Raw genomic sequence first — 22,234 nt, forward strand, 5'->3', positions numbered from 1 at the left:
TTTTATAATGTTTCTCCCCTATCAAAAGCCTTATAAACAAAGGCTTTTTTATTATGCTCAAATTTAATATGGAGGTGATCAATATTACAATACGTGACTCCCTCTTCTTTTCTTACGCTGGCATCCAATCTGATTTCTATGGAATTGTTAATGTAAATATGTCTTCAGGGATGCAGGAGGAAATATTCGCTGCTTCTCGTTCTATTAACGAAGTGTCTATTAAAGGTCGAGACAAGCCATACTTTCAAAACACAAAAAAAGAACCACTTAAGTTTAATGTTTCCTTTGCTTTCGAAGATAAATGGGATGATGTAAAAATTAGAGAAGTTGCCATATGGCTAACGGAACAGTCTTATTATCAACCTCTCTTCTTTTCTGAAGATCCTGAAAAGATATATTATGCACTTTGTGTTGATGACATAAACCTCGTACACAACTGCTTAAGACAGGGATATATTACGCTCACTTTCCGTTGCGATGCCCCCTACGCTTACTCTTCTATTTATGATCCACCAGTATATAAATGGCGTTATCAACCTTTTGATGTGTTGGTTAACGATACAAGTGGCGAGAAAAGCAAGATAATAATCGAAAATGGGAAGTTAACTTTGAATCCGAACAAGACAATGTTGACTGAATTTAGAGGAAAGAAACTTTATGAACTATAAATCACAGAAAGGAGAAATCCATGTCAACAACAACAGCAAAATTAGGGTTAAAGAAAACAAATTTTGAAACAGATGATGTTGAAGGAATGGTTAATGATTTAGCCTCAAACTTTCAGAAACTTGACGATGTATCAGATGACTATATTGATTCGCTTCCCTTATCTGGTACATACCCAATTGCAAAGAGATTCTATAGGAAAACCCCAAAGTCTGGCGATTATATAGGGTGGGTTAATACACGTTCAGGTACAAGTGCTCCAATTTGGTCAAAACTCACATACTGTGCAAATGGCTATCTAATTGTTCCAAACGTTGATAACGGGAAGATTTATAAATGCTCGCAGGCTGGATACACAGGACTAATCGAACCGATCTTCCCTGTTTCGGAAGGTATTGAGTTTAGTGATATTCGTGGTGCGACTACATGGCAAGCCTCAACTTATTGCAACAAAGATGAAATTAGACTGCCCACTATAGATAATGGTCGTTTCTACGTTTGTTTACAACCCGGCGAAACAGGAGATACCGAACCACAATGGGGTTTAGCTGATGGTCAAACAACTTACGATAAGAATGCATCATGGGTTAGTTATAAAATTCTGAAATGGAAAGAAGCTGGCGTGGCTTCAAACTTCAGACCTTTTGGAAAGATTGATTGAACAATGACAATGTTAAAATCCCTAACTAATAAAAATGGTATCTATACATATCCTACCGTCACTATTCCTGTTGTAACAGACGGTGTATTAAGCAAAATATCTTGGTCTCAGATACAACCTGAAGGATCAACAATAGTCGTACAATCTCGCAAATCTAATGATGGCTACAATTGGTCTGAATGGCGTAACTGTGTTAACGGTGGAGAAATACCAGAAATAAATGAAGATACTCCTCTCTACAATACGAAACTAAGCATCCGTGCAATCATTCAAACGACAGATTACAGTATTCGCCCCTTCTTTGACCCGAATATAACCCTACATTTTCAACCAGTACTTGTGTTTCACAACAAAGGTGACCTCTCCTGTCAGCCTGAAATATGGATTACTAAAGTTGGTAGCGGTGATTTTACTATGACCAACACATCTCATAATAACGAGCAGTTTAAGTTTGTTGGGCTTGTGGATGGGGAAACCGTATATGTAAACAATGAGAGACAAGATATTGAGACATCTTTAGCAGTTACCTATAGATATAAAGACTTTAACGACAACTATTTAGAGTTACCTGTTGGAAAGAATGTATTCAAAGTTGATGGAAATGCTGATATCAAATGGAGATATCAGTACAAGAGAATTTAGGAGTGCGATCTATGGCTGGAGTAGCATTGAATGGCTCAACAACAAAATTATCTACCAAGAATGATTATGTAAAGTTTAAATATAAGTGGATCGAGAGACGTAAGAAGCGCGATTATCCCCAATACGGTGATGGCTCTACAGACGCAGATATTACTGGAAAAATTGTCTGTTCCAATAAAATATTTCTGAATGGCATTTCTCTCGCCACAGTAGGCGACAAAACTGATGAACATTGGGAAGCAAACCCTCATCCTACTGCACCAAAAGGAAATATTACATCTATCTCACCCGGTACATCGGGCAGTGGAAATGGTGAAATCACCAATGGCAGTCAGAAGGTTTTCTATAATGGTAAAGCTGTAGCACTAGTAGGTTCTATTGTGAAAACTATGTTAGACACAGATACCACTATCGAAACAGGAAACGATAAGATAAATATTTCAAGTTAGGAGGTGAAATATTGCCAGAATTACATACATATTTAGAATTAAATGACCCAGTTATTATGATTACTCGCAAGGGTACACCCGAAGATCCGTATAAATCTCGTGCTGATTCTCTCGTCGTATTGAATGGTCTAATTACACTATTCGAACTCCCCTCTTCTGCTCACGGTGTATCAATTGCAGGAATGACTGAAATTAGTCAGCAAACATTTGAAAATCGTCCTTATCTGAATGAAAATGAATTCCTTGTTCAATACCAAACTGGAGCAATTCAAGTCCATCCTTCCCTTGAAGGTACAACTAAACTTTGTCGCTATATGGGTAAAGGTTTAGTCATGCAACCTGCATCACGTATTTATGCCATGGTGCAACGTCACCCCGACATCGTAAAAACTCTACAAGATATTGTAGATGAAGCATATCAACGACTAAACGACACTCAATTAGCAATTAGTAGACTTGAAGAAATAATCAAGCAATCTCAAATAGCAACAAGTACAGCAGAAAAAGCAGCAGACAATGCCAATCAAGCAGCAGATTTAGCTAATAATGCAGCTAACAATGCAAATAATGCTGTCAATTCAACAAAACTGGCATTCAAGCCTTACGTTAGAGACATGCAAGAATTGACTGCTACTTACCCTCACCCTGAACTTGGCTGGACAGTTCAAACCACAAAAGATGGCATTCGATATCGCTATGACGGAAATCGTTGGATTGCAATTGATTTATTTGGAGACAACCTTCAGCCAGTTAGCAAAGATAAAGATGGACTGATGACGGTAGCTTTGTTTGAAAAGGTAAATGATATTCCATTAGAGGTGCAGGATCGAGTTATTCAAATTGGAAAACACTCAGATGTTTCTCAAGAGACATTCGGGTTATCAGTCTTCCCTTTTAATGGAGAAATAGTAGAAATTAAAGCTAACTTAGGTACAACAGGAGATACAGATACTGAGATCGCGATAGAGAAATCAAGAGATTATATTACTTGGACAAATATTTTAAGTAAAAATATCCATTTTAATGCTTTGGAACATCACGATGACAAGACATCAAAAATAGGAATTAAGATAGTAAATGCTGGAGACACATTCAGGATTAACGTATTGAAGAATGGGATCAACATACAAGACTTAAATATCAATATTATAGTTAGAACTTAGGAGTGATACATAATGGCTCAACCACTGATTGAATGGCGAAATTCTACGCACACTACCGAAATTATTACACAAGATTTCGGTTCTATTGATGCGGATACTAAATCTCCCCTTTTTACATTTAATATTTGGAACAATAGATATGATGCCGCAAAAGGTACAGGTAAAACAGATGTAGCAAAAATGGAAGATTGCACAATTACCACTAGAGATATGACAGGTGGTACAGGTGATACAGTTGGTAATGTAGTAGAAGTAGTAAAAAATAGTTGGTTTCATGTTCAGGTAGACTCACTTAATGAAACCGACCTTGATCAAGATAGTTCTAAAATCGGAAAAATTGCCTCCAAGCCAATTGGCACAACTGGTAGCACAACGAAAAATTGGGATGGTACAGTTTATAATACTCCATTTAAGCCGGGAGCCAAAGAGATTTTGGGAGTAGCCAATAACGGCACACCATTGGATGCGGCAGGTAATTATGTAACAGTGACATTGCAATGCGCTGTACCTTTAGATGCTTCCTCAGGCCAACAAAGGTTCAAACTGCGTGTTTCTTACAGATATGTGTAAAATATTGTAAATTCAATGTTTATCATTGAGGCAGGGATAATCTCCCTGTCTATTTTTATTTTTAGGGAGGCTACATATGATTCTAGGTAACATGCAATACAGTCGTTCGCCTGTTCCCTTTCAAAATTTCATCTGGGTTGCGGATTACTGGGATTCTACATCTCTTCTTGAGTACGATACACGTAATAACAAACATAATGAATTTGCCTCTATCGAAAAAGATAAATTGCTTGCCTTTGGTTATATTGGTGAAGGATCACAGGTCTATTTTGATGCAGCAAATGGCATTTTTAACATTAATGGTCATCGTTTTATGATTTCATATGCAACCGAAGAAAATGAATATCCATTAACAGGAAGAACTTTTTTATATAACGACATCATTCAATACAAGGACGCTTCGTCAGATGCTAATTTACTCACAAAAAAGGAACATGGAAGATTTGATAGTCAGATTGATCAATATAATATTGGCTATAAAAAACAAATGCTATTAGAGGATGTAAATATAAACTTTCAATGTATCTGTTCTATTCCATTAAGAAACGCGAGTTTTTTCCAAATCAAGATTACTTCAAATAAAGACTTGGACGGTAAACTAATCATACGTTGCAACGGTATTATTTCAGAAGAAATACATGCTCCACTTAAAGCCAACACGAGTGGCAACATTCATTGGGAGTTGAGATAAATGACTGTAGTAAGTGAGATTGGCATACCCTTAGAATTATCAAAAGGTAAATACGAAAACACTGTTTATAAAGACGGTAAGCTTCAACTAGTAGAACTACAAAAAAGCGATACAGGTAAGATAGTTTATGCTTCAAGTGGTTCTTGGCAATCTGAGATGATTTACATTGCCGACAAGATCAAAGCCTTTGAAAAGGTTGTAAAAAATACAATTGTTAATGGTACAAGCTCAACAGTTAAAATATATACTCAATCATCTGATGATGGTATCGAATGGTCTCCTTATATTGAGGTTGGTACTGATGGTTCTGTCCAATCACCTACAAATACATATGCACGTATTAAGATTGAAATGTTTAGCTCTCCCACTGAGAATCTAACCTTCACTGTTGATGAATTCAATGACAATCACTACGACAATGCATTTTTGAATACTTCCAACGACTATTTAGAAATGAAACGAAGCTACATATTAGATTATGTCAAGGACTCGGCTTGGATTGAAGATGGACAACTACATAGAGCAACAATTGATAAGTCTATTTTTAAGAAAGTAGACTCATTATCTAGTATTCAAAGCTAGGAGGATTACATGCAAAAACACCTTATTAATGATAGTGGTACATATAAAACCTATATAAACGGATCATGGCAAACTGTTACTACAACCTCACCCACTAAAGACAACTTTATAACAAAAGGGATAGACGATTTGAGTGTATTGAATAGAAATGCCAAAACGATCAATCAACCCATGAGCGAAAATGGGTTATTAGGTTCAGGTAAGGTTTTTAAGTCAACTATAGACTTAAAGAAGTATTTTGACATTACGAGCATCACAATAAAATAACGATTTTACTCAAAAGAAGGTGATAAAAAATGCCTAGTTTTAGCGGATTTCTTGAATCATTCGCAAAAGTTCTATATGTAGATGGTACAGCAGGTAATGATGTAAATAATGGTTCTGCTACTTCTCCATTTAAAACGATAAGCAAAGCAGTTTCCTCGGTTACTATGGACAATACTTTGATTTATATAGCAAAAGAAGGCATTTATACAGAGCCAAGACTAACATCAATTTTTAATGCTAATTTTGAGATTACTGTAGCAAGTATATCAATTAGAGATAAAACTAAGCGTGTAGTATTGAGCTTAACCAGTACAACTTCTGGTGGATATGCTATGCAAAAGCTAAATCGATTTATTGGGTTAATTATACAAAAACAAAGTGGTACAGGAGATGCAAGAACGTATGAGTATTTCTTTGATGGTTCGGTTCTTAATCTTTCGTTTAGAAATTGTGTGTGGGATAACAAACCATATTCTCCTACATCGTTTATTATTTTTTCTGGTAATTCTGCTGGTGCAACAATTAGAAAACTAGAATATGTCAACTGTTCGATACTACCTAGTTTTTCGTCCACTGATACCAATAGCGGAAGCACAAGAGGCGACTTTATTAATTGTGCATTAGCAAATAATTTCACGACTGATGTTGGGAACACAGTTACTTCTTTTGATGCTGACTATAATCCGACTACTCAAACAACTACGAACGGCGTATATAACGGCGAATTTGCTTGGGGAAGTATGAAGTATATTAAAGTAATACTTTCATCGAATAATAGGTTTTATTCTACTACTCCAAATAAAATTTCCGATACAACAATCATCCCTAAGATGACAAACAACGCTGCACCGTCTGGATTAGCTTTTTCAAAAGGTGCTCTTGGCATAAACGAAGCTTATCTTGCCTTTAATCAAACAGACGAAACTGAGGGCTACTGTTCTACTAGTAGCTCTGGTGGAGTAGGATTCTTAGGGTATAAGTTTACGACACCTAAGATTGTTGGCAAATATGCCGTTCGAAATGGTACTCTAACTAGCTATAATCGATTGCCTAAAAACTGGACATTTGAAGGTTCGAACGATAGTACAAATGGATTTGATGGTACATGGGAAGTATTAGATAGACAATCCAAACAAATTTGGAGTACTCCTACAACTGACAAGGTGTTTGAAATTTATAATATAAAACCTTTTAATGTGTATAGATTGAATTGGACAGCAAATAATGGCGCTACAGATTACACCAGTGTTGGGGAGTTAAAGATGTTTGAATTATTAAGCGTACCTAGCTTAATTGAAATGACACATAACAGTGAATCCTCATTTCAAAAATATGGAATGAATTTTGACAGTGCATTAAACCTAAGCAACCGTTTAAATAAACGTATTGATATACAGTCATCAAATTTTAGTTTGGGTGCTGGTAAAACATTTACTCATGTCATTGACTTGAATCGGTATAGAGTGAATAGTATAACGCTTAATAAAGGAGGATAAATCTTAAGTGGCAAATTACAGTGAAAACTTAATTCCAACAATGACAAGCAATACCGCTCCAAGCGGTATCGCCAGCGCAAGCACAGAATACGGGGATCGTTGGAAAGCATGGAATGCATTCGATCATTTGGTTGATGATTATGGTTGGGTCGCAGCAAGTGGTAATACAACTGGATGGCTGTGCTACAAATTCCCTTCTAGTCTTAGAATTACAAGATACACAATCACAATGAGAAGTGGCTCTCATGCAGAATCACCAAACACTTGGACTTTTGAAGGATCTAGTGACGGTGCCGCTTGGTCGGTTTTAGACACTCGCAGTAACATAAGTTTTTCAACCAATCTAAGTCAAAGTTTCGACTTTACAAATGGTGCCCCTTATCCATATTACCGAATCAATATAACTAAAAATAATGGTGGCGGTTTATTAAGAATAAGCGAGATGGAAATGTATGCTAAGCAGTATGAAAGTAAGTTTCTTATTTCAACCAACACAGATGAGTTTTATTCTTTATATAAAAAGGCCGAAAGACCCCTAGTCTCATTAATGAATGGTTTTGATAGTCCAAGTGGTAGTGTAATTGGTTCGGCTAATTATTCGACAAACTATACTTGGAAAGCATTCGATGGCGATGATATTACAGTTTACGCCACAAATTTTACACCAAGTTCATCTTATCCTGCATTCATAGGATTTAAATTTAATGAAGCTGTTTGTGTAAAACGGTATTCTTTTCGGGCTGGTTTAAGGACATTTAGATTTATGGCATCAAATAACGGGGTTAATTGGGATGTGTTGGACACCAAAAGTTCTTTAACAGCAAACATAACCGACACCCAAACTTTCGATATATTGAATGATCAATCATATACTCAATATAAAATAGAGACGAGTTTAGCGACCACGGGTAATGACTGGATTAGTATTTATTCTGTGCAATTTTATGGGTTAATGCCTCCTGTCCTTTTACATTGCCCTTCAACCGAACAAAGCTTTGTGCAGAACGGAATGGATCGTGGCTATGTAATTGAAACCAATGAAGTCATGAATGTCCGTGAATTTATTGTACAAGATACAAAAACGATTGGTTCAGGTAAGGTTTTCGAACAAAAATTAAATACAAACACATTACCAATAAAAAGTTTAGATGTTACCTAGTTTATAGCATTAATAATAATCACAAATTTTTTAAGAAAGGAGTATCAAAATGACTACCTACCTTTTCGATTCAAGTAAATCGAAGAATGCTTCTATCAATGCAGTTGCGATCGATTCTTCAGGTTTAAGGGTGACCATCTCAGATGCTGCGAATCATAATTCATGGGCTATGACCAACCTACCTCTTCCAAAAGATAAAGTATATTGGGAAGCAAAAGTATATAGTGCTGCTGGTGAGACTGGTGGATATACTACTCAATTAGGCATTGGTACAATGGGTTATGTAAACTATATTTCTTACTATGGAGATGGAGGCAAACTTTATCCGGGTGCTAAGGCTTATGGAATCGCCTATAAAGAAGGAGATATTATTGGAATCGCATATGATTATACTTCCAATTCTATTACATTTTACAAAAATGGTGTTTCTCAAGGGAATGTTGCCACAGGCATTCCAACCGATACACCCGTTTACCCGATTTTCAGTAATTACTATCCTTCATCCTGTGAGTTTAACTTTGGAGGCTCAGCATTTAAGTACACCATGCCAAGTGGATATCGCAAACTAGATGAGTTACAAAGATTGCTGGTTAAAGCTAATGATGCTTATTATACTTATAGTTCTGGGAGTTGGGAAGCAATTGAAGGTCTTATTACAGAATCAACATATTTAAATCGAGGAATCACTAATGTATCTACTATAAATGAATCAGACTGGAGTTATTTCAGTACCGAAATTGAACTATCCTATTACTCTGACAATCCGAATAAGAAAACGATAAAGTTTAGTGTTGACACTGAACCATTTACACTTGCTGAGGAATGGCAGGAAAAAGAAATTAAAATAATTGAATATACAGACGATCCGCTAAAACCTGAATCGCTCATTTCAATGGAAACTGAACCTTTTATCCTTTATGACGAACTAGGTGACAATATCGATGTCCTCTACTACAGCGATGAATTAACTAAGACGGCAGCCACTTTAGAGTATAATGTTAATTATTCCCCATTAGATGATATCCAAAATAATTTTGAAGTTGTAACGTGGAATGATGAACCAATTAATCCACCTAATCTCTCGCTTGGTGCTTTGCCAGTCAATCAGTTCATTAAGCAACCTAATGACTTCACTCTACCCGGTTCCCTACAGGCGATTGTGATAGTCAAGAGCGCTAGTAATAATGCAAAGTTTTTGCTGTCATTTGATTCTGGTTTGACTTGGAAGACATTCCGTTATGGTAAGTGGATAGAAGTAACTGTTGATGATATGAACACAATTAAAAAGCAAGCAATGTCCTATAAGGAAATCTCAAAACTGTTTGAAAGTAATTTTAAGAATCAAGGTGACAAAGTTAGATTTGGATATTACATAGAAGACAAGAAACAAGAATCGCTCAACCCCACAAAAATTGATGCCACTCAACTGGTTATTAAATCAAATGTTGATGACACTAAGTTTCAAAATTTATCTTTTTATGTCCTTAACACTGAAGCAACAATTCAACTCACATTTAACAGCGGTAAGATTCTAGGACAAATAAACGATGAAGATAAGGGTAAAGTACAGTACCGGGTGATGCTCAATGATCTGCCCTATTTCCCGGATGATGGTTCATTTACTCGTTTAGCACCATCACCTGTTGATATCAATCTCAATATATCTGAACGAGATATGCACTTTGATAAAGACAATAAACTACGTGTAGAGTTTAAAGATTATTGGGGCAATACAGACTATTGGCAAACAACTTTTGCTGGAACATATACAGGGCTAATGTTTATGGATGAAACAGGCGAATATCTGTCTGATACATTTGGAGGCATCCTTAAGTATTTAGACTTCGGTATGATCTTCGCTGGTCAAACCACTCTAGACCAAAAAGTTGTAATCAAGAATCAGCTAGGATACCCAATTGATAATTTACTGTTGGAAGTAAACAAAGAGAAATTGCCCGAAGGTGTAACCGTAGAATTGTCTCGTACTCAATCGCCATTTTTAGCAACAGATTATATTACATACGGATTGACTCAGCCACTAGAAACACAAGAGTTTTATGTGCGAATCGTCGCAGACATAGAGGCCAAGCCAGTACCAAACGGTATATTTGAACTTAAGATTAACTCAAACAAAGCAGCAGTTTAAAATCACAATACAATGTGATGTTAGGAAGTGAGCAATTGGATGTTTACAATGATTTAGGCGGTGAAATATTTATAAAATCGCCCTCCAATCGTATGGAGGGTAAATTTGTACTTTATCGGCAGGAAGTATCTGAAGTAAATTCGGAAATGCTGGTTGCTTATCGTAGAGAAACAACTGTAGATGCAACGATTACTATACGTGTTCAGCGATCAGCAGATGTTAGCAGCCAATTAGATATCAAGTATAGAGGAAATGCTGAAATCAATTCAGTATTAGAATCGACCTCTATTAATTATCTAGCTGGTACATTAGAAGTCAGACCACATAATCGGCTATTAGGTAAGTTTGAGCTAATGGAAGCTCCTAGAGTCACCAAGGACTTAAACCCAATCGAGGATGCCACAACACGAAGCCGTTCAGATTTACAAACGGTAAACTATGGCGATACACAATCTATGATGATTGGACAGTCTGATACAGAAGAATTTGAGGGTTTTGTAAACTTTGGTGATTTGAAAGTTGTTGTACCAGATCTAAATAAGCTCGAAGAAGCCAAGTTACGACTATATTATAGTGGAAGTTTTACAGATGACACGGATATTAAGGTGTACCAGCCCAATACATTGTGGCGTGAGTACGGCATTACATATGCCAACAAGCCTTATGGAACTGAGCTATTATTAGACTCTTACATCGTTAACAGAACGAGTAAGTACATTGAATTCGATGTGTTTGATTTGGTCAAACGCTGGCAAGATGAATCACTAATCAACTATGGATTGATAATTAAGTCTGACAGTTCACATCCAACATATTTTAATACAAGAGAATCACTTAAACCTCCTGTTCTCCAGCTTAAGTACATCACAAGTCAGAACTATAGTTTTGGACGAGGAGATTTAAATTCTACTCTATTCGTTTATGGTGCTGGTAGAAAAGAAGTGACGGGTAGTCTTACGGTTAAAAGTAATTTTGGATTTAACTATCTCCCTGCTTCTTTATATGTCCACAAGTACAAAGATTTTATGCAGCATGATACTGATTCAACATTGGCAATCTCCAGACCAGACATAAACAGTTCATTAAAAGTTGTTTATCGCAAAGATAGCGATCTATCTGCCTCTATTAGTGTTGCCAACTTTGGAACATCTGCCCCCGACTCATCGGTGATTATATCTAGACCTGATTTGGGAGCAAGGTTAACAGTTAATCCTAAGATAAGTTTGGAAAGTGAACTAACAGTAGCATACAGACGAGAATCTATAATCGATGGCTTAATTACTGTATCAAGACCAGAAATGAATGCAAGCTTAACAGTATCTAAGTATAAGCGTGTTAACAGCGATATAGAATCAAGTCTAATGGTTCAAGGTATTAGATTTTCTGATGTTGAAAGTAGTTTGATCGTAAATAAACCTGATTTGAACAGTAGTGTTGTTATCAGAGCCATCGGTGATAATGACTTAGATTCATTTGTTCAGGTGCCTTTCTTTGATTATCGAGAAGCTAATGTAACTATTTCGCGTCCAGACTTGGGATCATGGATTGAAGTTAAGAACTTCTATGATGTTGACAGTACACTATATGTAAAGAAACGAGAATACTTAGAAGCAACTATTGATATTCGCCAGAAGAGTGACTTGGATTCAATTATAGATATCAAAAATGTGCATAACGTTGAGTCTGAAGTAATGATTAGTAGACCTGAATTAGGTGGCTACTTGTATCCAAGGTTAGCCAGAGAGAATGATTTAAATGCAGTTGCACAAATCAGAAAAAGAGACGTAAGCGACTTAAGCAGCTTTATTATAGTCAAAGGTAGATCGTCTGGTGTGTATTGGTACATTTTATAAAAGAGACATTTTACGAAGACTCTTCTAATGAGGAGTCTTTTTATATTACAAGAATTGAGGAAAACTATGTGCTTGAATCTGTTGGTAAGTTTTTATTTTATACGTTAGGTGGCTCTATTCTAACATTTTTATTTGGTGGTTGGAGCGAAGCATTGACTGTACTTACGTTTCTAGTATTTTTAGATTATTTGTCTGGTTTAGCAGCAGCGTATGTTGAAGGTAGGAGAAATCCAAATGATAAGGATAAAGGATGGAATTCTAGTAAAGGATTTTGGGGAATTTTCAAAAAGGTTTTTATGTTTCTCACTATTGCCCTACTCTACCGTGTTGATATAATGCTCGGATTAACAGGTGCATTAAGCTTGATGACTAGTGTGACATATTTTTATATAGGTAACGAATTAATTAGCTTGGTTGAGAATTACGGGAGAATGGGATGGTATCTCCCACCGCAGATCAAGCAAGCTGTTCGTATTCTAAAAGGAAAAGAAAATGAAGCATTAAAAGACGACAAGGAGGAATGATTTGTGATTCAACAAGGTAACTTCTTACTTATGGAGAGAGATGAATTTCGAGATTGGTTAAAGAAACAAGTCGTTACTCGCCCTATTCAATTTTTACAAGTTCATCACACTGCTTCACCCAATTATTCCACAAGAAAAATGATAAATGGAATTGCTCAACAAGACACTTTTAAATGTCTGGAGGGAATGCGAAATTATCATCTGTCCGAAGGTTGGGCTGCTACTGGACAAAACATCACTACTTTGGAAAATGGACAAATCGCAATTAGTCTTGATAGACCCTTGAATAGGATTCCTGCTGGAATAAGAGGGTTCAACAATAAGTGTATCTGTATTGAGCATGTCGGAAACTTCGATTCTGGTGCCGACAAAATCACAGATGATCAAAAGAAGACGATTATTCACCTTTATGCCTGTTTAGCTGAGAGATTCAACCTTCCTATTAATACAGATCATATTATTTACCATAGTTGGTTTACTAGGACAGGTATACGTTTGAGCGACTATACTCCCGGCAAATCGAGTAAGACATGCCCGGGTACGAATTTCTGGGGAGATGGCAATACAGTTGCAGTAGCACAGAAAAACTTTCTACCCCAAATTCAAGCTGAACTAAATAAATTAAAAGGAAAAAATAATATCAGTGAGGATGAACAACCCATGACAAAAGAAGAAAAAGCAGATTTTCAAGCATTACAAGAGCAAGTAAAAAGTCTAACCTCTAAGTTGTCTTTGGATAAGATTCCAGATTGGGCAATAGAAGCATGCGTAGCAGCCAAAAATGCTGGAGCGGTTGATACGACTTCTGGCGGCAGTTATGACTTTTATCGGTTAATTACTGTGTTGTACCGCAAAGGATTTTTTAAATAATCCACATTTCGACATTAATCGACATAAAATATCTTAATTTGTCGTTTACAGTCGGAAAATTTTGGGCTATACTATATATGGAGTTTGAACAATGTGTTCCCTCTAAATATAGTATGGAGAGTGATTACTTGAAGCCTTTCACAAGCAACAAACGTATAGTTGTTAGATACGATGCTAAAGTGGAGCATTCAACCCCCAGACCGTTAGTTGTAAAGAATATGTTAAGGCGAAGTTATGCTAAAAACTTCGATGATGCAAAAAAAGAATGGGAAATAGATGATGTTATCGATTCAACTTCTGATAACTTCGATGATAAGTGTCAATTGTGTCATACTTCCAATCTAAAGCACAATTTTGTACTACATAATAGAATAACTGGAAGTAAACTTTGTGTTGGTTCAACATGCATAATAAGATTCAATGTCATAAAAGGAATCGTCGATGTAAGTTCTGGAATAGCGCTTTTACAAAATAAAGCAGACGAGTATTCTCTAAAACATGAAATTCAATCAATGGTTGGATTAATAATATTCCCCACTATGCCTGAAGCAACAGATTATAATAAATTTCTAAAAAAATTGCATAAGTATTTCGAAGTTAGAGGAATTAGCAATCCAACCATTGAACAACTGGGTCTTTTAATACTAGGCGATGAATGGGCCAATAAAAGTGAAGAACTTCTAATGAAAATAAAAAATATGTGGTACGATCCCGGTAAAATAGAAACGTTAAAAACAAAGAAGGTAGCCCCTCTCAAAAATCCAAAAGAAGGAACTACATGGAGCAAGAAAAGAACTCTTCGTACAGAGAATGTTTCAGCAGGTAGATCACGAGCTTATGATACTGAACAGTATGTCATGGATAAATAATAGTTTTAGACAGAGAGGGACAAAGGTTCCTCTCTTTTTATTCTTATAACAAGGAGAAATGTAAAGTGAATGATATTTATATTATTGGTGGAACAGTGTTGTTTGTGCTATTAGGCGTATTGGTTATTACTTGGTTTAAAAAGAGAGGTGTCAATCTGAGTGATACGGATAGTATTCTTGGGAGTGTCGATGTAGGCAAATTGATTTTAGAGGTACTTCCAATTGCTGAACAGCATAAAGGCAAAGCTAATTTTGTTTTAGATGTGGCAAGTGAAGTAATTGAATATGTACATAATTATTCCAATGACGCTTTGACATTTGAACAAAAGGAAAAGGTAGCCGTTGAAACAGTTGATGGATTGTTGAATAGGCTGGAAGTTACACCGACCGATAAAGAATTGAAGTTAATCGAAATTCTAATTCATGAAGGTATTCGATTACTGGATACCTCAGTATCCGCCACACCAGTTACTAAATAATAACTAAGGGGAACTCTCAATATTAAATGAGGGTTCCCCTTTTTTTGTTAAAACTAGTTTGAAGCAAAGCTGTATGCACTTTACATACACATAAACTCAGGTCAGATTAGTAATTTACATCTATTGGATACTCAATATTAATAGGTTTTTTTGTTCCATTAACATAAGTGTACCCAGCATTTTCCGCTTGTCTTCCTTGGTAAACATTTCCAAGATAATAATCATAATAATCATATCGAACAATAGTTGTATTATACTGATCGTAGTTGATAGCTGCGTAATAGTTTCTTGTTTTGTACGGTGAGCTTTCAGGAGGGCCAGAGTATACATCTGTAGTATTGTAAGTTTTAGACACTGTACCACTCACATTTCCTGTAAGACTTTCTTTAACTATATATGCAATATTCGCATCAACCGTTGCTGTAATTGAAACTGTTCCACTTACTGTTAGGCTAGAACTACGTGTTGCAGTCCGTCCTTTAGCTACACTAACAATAAGTGTTTGTTTCTGAATTGGCCCAACAGAATATCCAGTAATTTTGTTACTACCAAGTGCATATTCTGACTTTACATAAACGCGATGATCCCCAGCTTGAGGTGTGATCACAGAATTTTTTTCAACAAGCTTTGGATCAACAAATTCAACACGTGCATTTGGATTGCCTTGTTGTTCAAATCTGGTAATTGCAGATGATGGAACATCTTGAATACTGGACTCTGTAATTTCAGCGGTTGTGTTTTGAATGGTATTGCCTGAATCTTCTTCAGCAAAAGACACTGGAGCAAAGACAGCTAGAGCGGTTGATAGGGATAGAATTACTGCGGTAAGTTTCTTCAAAAATCATCATCCTTTTTCTATTTTTTGTAATACAATAAATATATTCTGCATAAAAATTCTATTTCCTTCTTTTTGTAGCATAAAAATAGAAAAAAATGATATAGTATAGGTATTATTACCAAGGAGTGGTGTGAATGAATAAAGATAAAGATTTCAAAATAGTGATATCCTCAATAATACTTGGTGGTTCTTTTATAATTGGAAGCTATATTAACGCACATTTTAGTTCCAACGAAAAAATTCTCAACCCTCAGATATCGCAATCTTCTTTAAGCGATAGCGTTTTAAACAAAGAAGAAGCAGCAGCATATCTAAAGATTCCCGTGACACAACTAGACAATATTATAAAAAGAGACACAGAACAAAAAAAGAAACTATCGGTTTATGACACTTATCAATTTATTCCTTACGCTGATCTAGATGGTCAAATAGTGTTTTCAAAAGATAACTTAAATAAATGGTTGGATTTCATCACACAGAAAAAATAATGCACTTTTTCCTATTGCAAAGATATGTATTAGGTAACAAACATTTGTCACGCAGTTGTGGTTTTGTATTGTACTTATTCACTTTATTTACTAACAAAACTCCTAAGCCCCAACCATATCCTGCAACTCAGGAATAAGAATTAGAGGTTTTTTGTAGTTGTGTAGCTGCTGCGTGGTTATATTCAAATCAATAGCAATATCCTCTTGAGTTTTGGTGAGCAAAATAATTTTGGTCACCAATTCCATATGTATGCTGATTACTCATATATATAAAAATACACTCCCTAGAATTTTATCGGCTAAACCTGTGTTAGGTTTCTCCAATATCCGTTTTAGGGAGCGTATTTTTGTTATGCTGGTTTTTTATCTTTCCTCATTCCTTTGAAATGTTAAGCCCCCCCTTGTTGATCGTACAGCCCGATACTCTGGTGTTGGCTATGAGTCTGAACAGGTGCAGTTACGATAAACAAAAAACTAGTTGCGACGATCAATAGCACCATTTTTCTTAACATCAGCTATCCACACCCTTTCAATAAATTCTAAATATGCTGCCTTAGTTTCGGATACTGCATAAGCTCGATAACGCTCAAACAACACCATACATTTTATAAAATAAGTCTCATTATTTAGTGTATGATAACTTACCATTGAATACATCAAATGTTTAAAACCATCACTGTAAGAACCTCGATGTAAATAATAATAAGCCAATTCATAACTAAAGCGTGCATATTGCTCTGGTATCACCTGTTGGGTATACATATCACTGGATTGCGGAAATTGCAAAAGTGAATTAATATCTGTTTCAAAACGCTGAAGTATATCATTTACGTCTATCTGGTATCGGTTTGCCGTCATCATAATATTCAAAAGTTGGGTAACCTTATCTTGTTCAGATGTATCTGACGGTGCACCAATATATTCAACATAATCATATAAGGCGCTTATATCTCCAGATAAAAGCTTATTTGCGGTAACGTTAGCTTGCGCCCAACCTTTGAACAAATTAATCCAGTGTTGTGTGTCCTCGTCTGTCTCTTTGACCCAATCTAATTCTGCGTAGGCGTATGTAAATTGTAGAGCCTGTTCGTAATCTTCCCGTGATTCACATACACCTGCACATAATAAATCTGCATAGCTAATGTACACAAACATGGGACGACTTAGCTTCTTTTCAGACTCATTATGCTCACGTTTCTTCTGCTGATGTTTGATCGAATATTGGATTTCCGCTTTTCTTCTCATTTTCCTTGCCATTTCATCAACCTTGTCCCATTTACGCAAAGACCTGTACACGTTTGCCAAGTCCTTTAATGCATCGAGCTGGTCTATTTCATTTAGACGCTCAACAAAAGCTTCAAATATCGAAGCCGCCCTGACATTTCGGCTTTGGTCATCACCAATCTGAATCGTGAATATACGATATTGACAGACTGCCAAACGTTCAGAATGTTGATATCTCTCCGCTTCAGCTACCCCCTCATAGAGCAGCAATGCAGCCTCATGTCGTCCCTGCGACAATAATTCTTCCGCTATTTCAAATAGCTTGGGTGAATACAGCAGATTGTCCATGATGGCTCCCACCACTCGACGGATTGCATCCAACTTGTCCAATTCCGCACAACGATACAAAAATGGCTCTATTCGTCTCATATTTGGAGGAATGTCAATAATGTAGTTTTCTATAAATAGATCGTATAGGTGGCCTTCTGGTAAACCCATAGCTTCAGTAATTCGATCAAGCTGATTAATAGACATAGATTTATTACCTGTAACAATGCTACTTATTATTCCCCTATTCATCCCTGCGATTTGTCCAAATTGCGATAATGTTAAGCCTTCTTGTTTTAGATATTGTTCCAATTCTGCTCTTATCGTGGGTGTAATTTTCATGGATAAACCACCCTTTCAGCGTGAACTCACTATATAATGCACAGATAAATATAATTTATAATTATGAAACAAGTAGTAAAATACATTTGTTTTATCGCTTTTGATTGTACCATCTTTTGGTACAAAATCATATACTTTTCATATTTGATATCAAGATACCTTTTGGGATAGTTTGCGATGATTTTATGATTAAAAGTATCATTATGTAGTTTTATTATTTGTGGAAATCAGAATGCAATTTATCGCTACTTAAAGTTAACAGACCAGATAGATACACTAATGCCAAGGAGGTCATATATTGAAAAAGAAAAAAATTATGATTACCTTGTCAATTTTGATTATCGTAGTTAGTGGTGGTTTATATTTGTCTTTGCAAATAAAATTGAATTCTCTGGAGCAAGGCTTAAAATCCTATCTTATTAATGAGAAGAGATACTCTGAATCTGATATTCTAAGTATTAAAGCAAGGCTCAGTTTAATGCCTAAATATCCTGTTACAGTTAGGTTTAGAGATGATCCTAACACAGAGTATATATTTACGGATAGAGACGCTTCAGAATGGACACAGTTAAGTCCTCCCGAAAGATAAACAAAGGCTATGCGGACTTGTTCGTAATTTTGCAACGTTCGATGATTGTATCTTCGTCGTTATAGTGCTCATCAAGTACAGTGTAGTATGTACGATACGTTGTTACGATAAAATGATAATTTTATAAGAATGATAGGGTATAAAATAGAAAAATAAAGCATATACTGCTTGTACCTCTTCTCTCCAGTTTATTATTTATAGCCTTCTTTGAGACAATGTTCTCGTGGAAGGCTATTTTTTGTTAAACATAACTAAGCAAACAAAGCCACTTCGGTCATGTGTGCATATTTCCCTTGTTGTACGTATGTATCGTATATTCTCTCAGGATCATCGGTGCGGTATCTGTCCATTTTCCATTGAAAGACTTCCTCTTGAAACATTCGTTCGAATGCAGATTGTTTATTGCGATAATAGTCACGAACAAAAGAAGCTTTATCCTTGTAACCATAAGCGTCGATATACTCTTTTCTTATCTGAACTAATAAAGTCAATTCATGTATCACATCCGACTTGCGCTCCAAAAATTCATTTAAGCGTTCGACTGTATTGAGTGTAAATTTCATTGTTGCAATAAGGGTTTCAGCTTTAGGCGAAATGTCGAGAAGGACCAAAAGTTTTTCAAAAGTCAGATTAGGGTCAAATCCATCTCGCTTTGTGTTTGTAATGGTCAGGGAAGTTACGTAGCTCTTATTAAGTAAAATTGTCACATGCACTATCTCCTTTTAATTCGCATCTGCGAAGTTTGTAATATTGTAACCAGTATGTTATGCGTCAAAGGTTATATATGGATATACGCCAATGTACCCACATGGTTTCATATATTTGGATGAAACAAATTAGGTCAAAGTTGATCACACATTCCCTTCCTCATATCACAGGTCGATTTTTTACTGAGTTGAGGACTTTTTTGGGACGAATTTAGATTTTGTATGTAGCCCTCCTTTTACTAACAAAGTTTTAATATTTCCCAAATTAAAAAGTACAAAGTTTTGTACCTTGTCATCAGCATACGACCAATCTATTATATTGTCAACAAGAAAAAGTACAAAACTTTGTATGTAAATCGTATACAAATATCAGAATATCGCTATAATGATATTGTACATAATGAGATGAATGGTTATTGGGGTGATAAATACATGTTAGAATCAATTGGAAGTAGGACTAGATTTCTTAGGATTAGAAAAGGGCTTACTGTCGAAATGCTAATTGAGGATTTAAAGATTCCAATGTATGACGAAAACAACAATCATATAGGATTTAAAAAAGTAACAAAAGGTACAATTGGAAACCTTGAAAACGATCGAAACAAGCCCAATGTAGATTTAATTATAGCTCTCTCAGATTATTTTGAGGTTTCGACTGATTGGATATTAAAAGGAAAAGAATACGAAGGCGTTAAAATGAGAAGTCAAAGCGAAGAAGAGTTGCAGCTTTTCTATGACACAACTAAAGAGGAAGTTATACAGGAGCTTGAGCAAACTATAAATAAACTGAAGTATGGAAAATAAAAAGACCCAATTAGGGTCTTATTGATGTTGTTCTAAAAAAGCGTTTATACTCATGGCAACTATTGGATTTGGTGGGATAATATGCACACATCCAAGTTTCATAAGTTCAAGTTGTACTTCTGCACCTAGCATATCATTTTTAATGAAACCAGCGTCTGCTGCTGTAAACCAAATTGGCGCACCTTTAGCAAAATTCAATAATGCTTGTCTGTTGGCTTGTGCATTGAAATTCACAGTGAATACTCTTTCTTCTTTTTCGTTATCATATTTGACTGTTACAGTAATAATAATAAATTCTTCTTCATGGTATGTCATTAAACCATAATGTGTTTCGTAAGGAACAGCACTGTGAGCGCCTTTCATTTCCTCTACTCCAGACACTAGAATTAATGGTAACTCTCCTGTACTAAATACTCCTATCCTTCTTGCCATTAAAAAACCTCCTATTATGTAATGGGAAAATTATACCATAAACATAGTTCTATGTAACTATATCATTTATCATAAAAAGAGGATAGCTTAGCTACAGGCAACCCTCTTTTTAATAATCTATTGCATTCTCTATTGTTTTCGGCATCAATAATTACAATTAATAAGTATTTTATGCTTTCCACATAATGAGAAAACCCTCATTTACCACCTTGGAGACATATTTAACAACATATTAAGCCCCTATCTTCTATTTTAAAGCCTCCAAATACACTGCTTAATAGGAATCCTCTCAATAACAGAATTCACGTTAATTTCCCGTTCTAGGCACTTGTGGATCATTGTGACCTCCACATCTATGGTAAAGTATGATTCTCTCTAAATACTTGTCTTACATACGGAGGACTATACTTATATTTAGCATAGATTTGATTCAACGTTAGTCCTTGATTGTAGTGTAGGTCATACAGTAAGGGATAGTCTTTGGCGCGCTTTATCTTTGATCTTTCTTTGTGACTTATCAATTTAATTCCTTTTGCTTTGAAGAGCGATTTCACTGTCCACCAGTCTATATTAACCTTCTCGGCAATTTGTTCAAAGCTTAATAGATCGACTTGATATAGCTTTAATAGTTCTTCTAGTTGACTCTCGTATTCTTCCCATTTATTCTTTCTGTCTTCACCTCCCCACTTTGGCTTATCTAACTCTATTAAATCATAAGCATAGATTACTAGACTTCCGTCTTTACCAGGGTATCAATCGCTTCTTTTCCAAAATCCTTTTCCCCTCCGCGTGCTAAACTGTAAGCCTCATCAATGAACAGCACGCCGCCAAGAGATTTCTTTACCAGGTCCCGCGTTTTTTGTGCGGTGTGGCCGATATACTCACCTACCAAATCAGCCCTCTCCACCTCAATCAGATGGCCCTTACTCAGCACCCCCATTTTTTGCAGCATTTTAGCGATAATGCGGGCTACTGTCGTTTTCCCCGTACCTGGATTTCCTTTGAAAATCATGTGATATACGTGTGCGTTGCTCAACAGACCTGCATCAGTGCGCATGTGGGCGATTTGTAAAAAGGCATATACCTCAAATACCAGCTCTTTGATGTTATCCAAGCCGACGAGATGATCGAGTTCTTTCTGAATTTCCTGATAAAGACTGAGATACTGCGGTAGCGCCTGCGACTTGGTCGAAGCCACTGATTCCGTCTCGTCCACAGTCACCGAAGCGATCGGCTCCGGGCTACGCAGCACGACATTGATTTGTCTGGAAGGTCTCTCCTCCGACCGCTTGCCCGCGGCGATTCCCCGTCCGTTCATGCATCCATCACCTCAACATTTCTTCAGGCACAGCTTACCCTATTAATGTATTCGGTCCAGCATGTCCTTATTAGCATA

The 22,234-nt window shown here is 36.1% G+C and carries 24 protein-coding genes and 1 pseudogene; 20 read left to right on the forward strand and 5 right to left on the reverse strand.

Annotation, left to right across the window (positions count from 1 at the left end):
- Positions 1-53: 53 nt before the first annotated feature.
- The 17 genes from ACU1JV_RS01200 to ACU1JV_RS01280 all read left to right on the forward strand — a co-directional run bounded on the left by ACU1JV_RS01200 (position 54) and on the right by ACU1JV_RS01280 (position 15,087).
- On the forward strand, positions 54-668 hold the full coding sequence (locus ACU1JV_RS01200; RefSeq protein WP_413986495.1) for a distal tail protein Dit: 615 nt from the start codon (positions 54-56) through the stop codon (positions 666-668).
- A 20-nt stretch (positions 669-688) separates the two neighbouring features.
- Complete coding sequence (locus ACU1JV_RS01205) at positions 689-1,327, forward strand: hypothetical protein (RefSeq protein WP_413986496.1); 639 nt, start codon at positions 689-691, stop codon at positions 1,325-1,327.
- 3 nt (positions 1,328-1,330) lie between these two features.
- Positions 1,331-1,969 (forward strand): hypothetical protein, encoded by a 639-nt coding sequence (locus ACU1JV_RS01210; protein ID WP_413986497.1) that lies wholly within the window; start codon positions 1,331-1,333, stop codon positions 1,967-1,969.
- 11 nt (positions 1,970-1,980) lie between these two features.
- Complete coding sequence (locus ACU1JV_RS01215) at positions 1,981-2,418, forward strand: hypothetical protein (RefSeq protein WP_413986498.1); 438 nt, start codon at positions 1,981-1,983, stop codon at positions 2,416-2,418.
- Positions 2,419-2,429: 11 nt separating this feature from the next.
- On the forward strand, positions 2,430-3,581 hold the full coding sequence (locus ACU1JV_RS01220; RefSeq protein WP_413986499.1) for a hypothetical protein: 1,152 nt from the start codon (positions 2,430-2,432) through the stop codon (positions 3,579-3,581).
- 12 nt (positions 3,582-3,593) lie between these two features.
- The gene (locus ACU1JV_RS01225) at positions 3,594-4,151 is read left to right on the forward strand and encodes a hypothetical protein (protein WP_413986500.1); all 558 of its coding nucleotides are present in this window, start codon (positions 3,594-3,596) and stop codon (positions 4,149-4,151) included.
- 76 nt (positions 4,152-4,227) lie between these two features.
- Positions 4,228-4,842, forward strand: coding sequence for a hypothetical protein (locus ACU1JV_RS01230; RefSeq protein ID WP_413986501.1), 615 nt, complete (start codon positions 4,228-4,230; stop codon positions 4,840-4,842).
- On the forward strand, positions 4,843-5,424 hold the full coding sequence (locus tag ACU1JV_RS01235; protein WP_413986502.1) for a hypothetical protein: 582 nt from the start codon (positions 4,843-4,845) through the stop codon (positions 5,422-5,424).
- A 9-nt stretch (positions 5,425-5,433) separates the two neighbouring features.
- On the forward strand, positions 5,434-5,691 hold the full coding sequence (locus tag ACU1JV_RS01240) for a hypothetical protein (protein WP_413986503.1): 258 nt from the start codon (positions 5,434-5,436) through the stop codon (positions 5,689-5,691).
- A 29-nt stretch (positions 5,692-5,720) separates the two neighbouring features.
- Complete coding sequence (locus ACU1JV_RS01245; protein ID WP_413986504.1) at positions 5,721-7,187, forward strand: hypothetical protein; 1,467 nt, start codon at positions 5,721-5,723, stop codon at positions 7,185-7,187.
- A 7-nt stretch (positions 7,188-7,194) separates the two neighbouring features.
- Complete coding sequence (locus ACU1JV_RS01250) at positions 7,195-8,346, forward strand: discoidin domain-containing protein (protein WP_413986505.1); 1,152 nt, start codon at positions 7,195-7,197, stop codon at positions 8,344-8,346.
- 49 nt (positions 8,347-8,395) lie between these two features.
- On the forward strand, positions 8,396-10,492 hold the full coding sequence (locus tag ACU1JV_RS01255) for an SPRY domain-containing protein (protein WP_413986506.1): 2,097 nt from the start codon (positions 8,396-8,398) through the stop codon (positions 10,490-10,492).
- 35 nt (positions 10,493-10,527) lie between these two features.
- Complete coding sequence (locus ACU1JV_RS01260; RefSeq protein WP_446724489.1) at positions 10,528-12,345, forward strand: DNRLRE domain-containing protein; 1,818 nt, start codon at positions 10,528-10,530, stop codon at positions 12,343-12,345.
- Between the two features lie 68 nt (positions 12,346-12,413).
- Entirely contained in the window at positions 12,414-12,869 is a 456-nt protein-coding gene (locus tag ACU1JV_RS01265; RefSeq protein ID WP_413986508.1) for a phage holin family protein, read from the forward strand.
- A gap of 3 nt (positions 12,870-12,872) precedes the next feature.
- On the forward strand, positions 12,873-13,739 hold the full coding sequence (locus tag ACU1JV_RS01270) for a peptidoglycan recognition protein family protein (protein WP_413986509.1): 867 nt from the start codon (positions 12,873-12,875) through the stop codon (positions 13,737-13,739).
- 128 nt (positions 13,740-13,867) lie between these two features.
- Complete coding sequence (locus ACU1JV_RS01275; RefSeq protein WP_413986510.1) at positions 13,868-14,608, forward strand: hypothetical protein; 741 nt, start codon at positions 13,868-13,870, stop codon at positions 14,606-14,608.
- Positions 14,609-14,673: 65 nt separating this feature from the next.
- Positions 14,674-15,087 carry a hypothetical protein gene (locus tag ACU1JV_RS01280; RefSeq protein WP_413986511.1) on the forward strand — a complete coding sequence of 138 codons (414 nt, stop codon included), beginning with the start codon at positions 14,674-14,676 and terminating at the stop codon, positions 15,085-15,087.
- A gap of 106 nt (positions 15,088-15,193) precedes the next feature.
- Here the strand turns inward: ACU1JV_RS01280 and ACU1JV_RS01285 are convergent, their stop codons facing one another.
- Positions 15,194-15,925: a hypothetical protein gene (locus ACU1JV_RS01285; protein ID WP_413986512.1), complete on the reverse strand. Its 732-nt coding sequence runs from the start codon at positions 15,923-15,925 to the stop codon at positions 15,194-15,196.
- A 134-nt stretch (positions 15,926-16,059) separates the two neighbouring features.
- Here ACU1JV_RS01285 and ACU1JV_RS01290 point away from each other — a divergent pair, with 134 nt between their 5' ends.
- The gene (locus ACU1JV_RS01290) at positions 16,060-16,413 is read left to right on the forward strand and encodes a hypothetical protein (protein ID WP_413986513.1); all 354 of its coding nucleotides are present in this window, start codon (positions 16,060-16,062) and stop codon (positions 16,411-16,413) included.
- A 474-nt stretch (positions 16,414-16,887) separates the two neighbouring features.
- Here ACU1JV_RS01290 and ACU1JV_RS01295 read toward each other — a convergent pair whose 3' ends face one another.
- Positions 16,888-18,306, reverse strand: a complete 1,419-nt coding sequence (locus ACU1JV_RS01295) for a helix-turn-helix domain-containing protein (protein WP_413986514.1) — start codon at positions 18,304-18,306, stop codon at positions 16,888-16,890.
- 298 nt (positions 18,307-18,604) lie between these two features.
- On the opposite strand from ACU1JV_RS01295, the gene ACU1JV_RS01300 reads away from it, so the two are divergent.
- A complete protein-coding gene (locus tag ACU1JV_RS01300; RefSeq protein ID WP_413986515.1) occupies positions 18,605-18,895 on the forward strand; it encodes a DUF3139 domain-containing protein in 291 nt (96 codons plus the stop codon).
- A gap of 251 nt (positions 18,896-19,146) precedes the next feature.
- On the opposite strand, the gene ACU1JV_RS01305 is transcribed toward ACU1JV_RS01300, so the two are convergent.
- Entirely contained in the window at positions 19,147-19,602 is a 456-nt protein-coding gene (locus ACU1JV_RS01305; protein ID WP_029518109.1) for a hypothetical protein, read from the reverse strand.
- 432 nt (positions 19,603-20,034) lie between these two features.
- Here ACU1JV_RS01305 and ACU1JV_RS01310 point away from each other — a divergent pair, with 432 nt between their 5' ends.
- Positions 20,035-20,406 carry a helix-turn-helix domain-containing protein gene (locus ACU1JV_RS01310; protein WP_152526746.1) on the forward strand — a complete coding sequence of 124 codons (372 nt, stop codon included), beginning with the start codon at positions 20,035-20,037 and terminating at the stop codon, positions 20,404-20,406.
- Positions 20,407-20,424: 18 nt separating this feature from the next.
- Here the strand turns inward: ACU1JV_RS01310 and ACU1JV_RS01315 are convergent, their stop codons facing one another.
- A complete protein-coding gene (locus tag ACU1JV_RS01315; RefSeq protein WP_029518111.1) occupies positions 20,425-20,838 on the reverse strand; it encodes a hypothetical protein in 414 nt (137 codons plus the stop codon).
- 736 nt (positions 20,839-21,574) lie between these two features.
- Positions 21,575-22,156: pseudogene (locus tag ACU1JV_RS01320) on the reverse strand (AAA family ATPase); the annotation flags it as partial.
- Positions 22,157-22,234: the final 78 nt, after the last annotated feature.

This window comes from Paenibacillus sp. T2-29 (assembly GCF_052921365.1).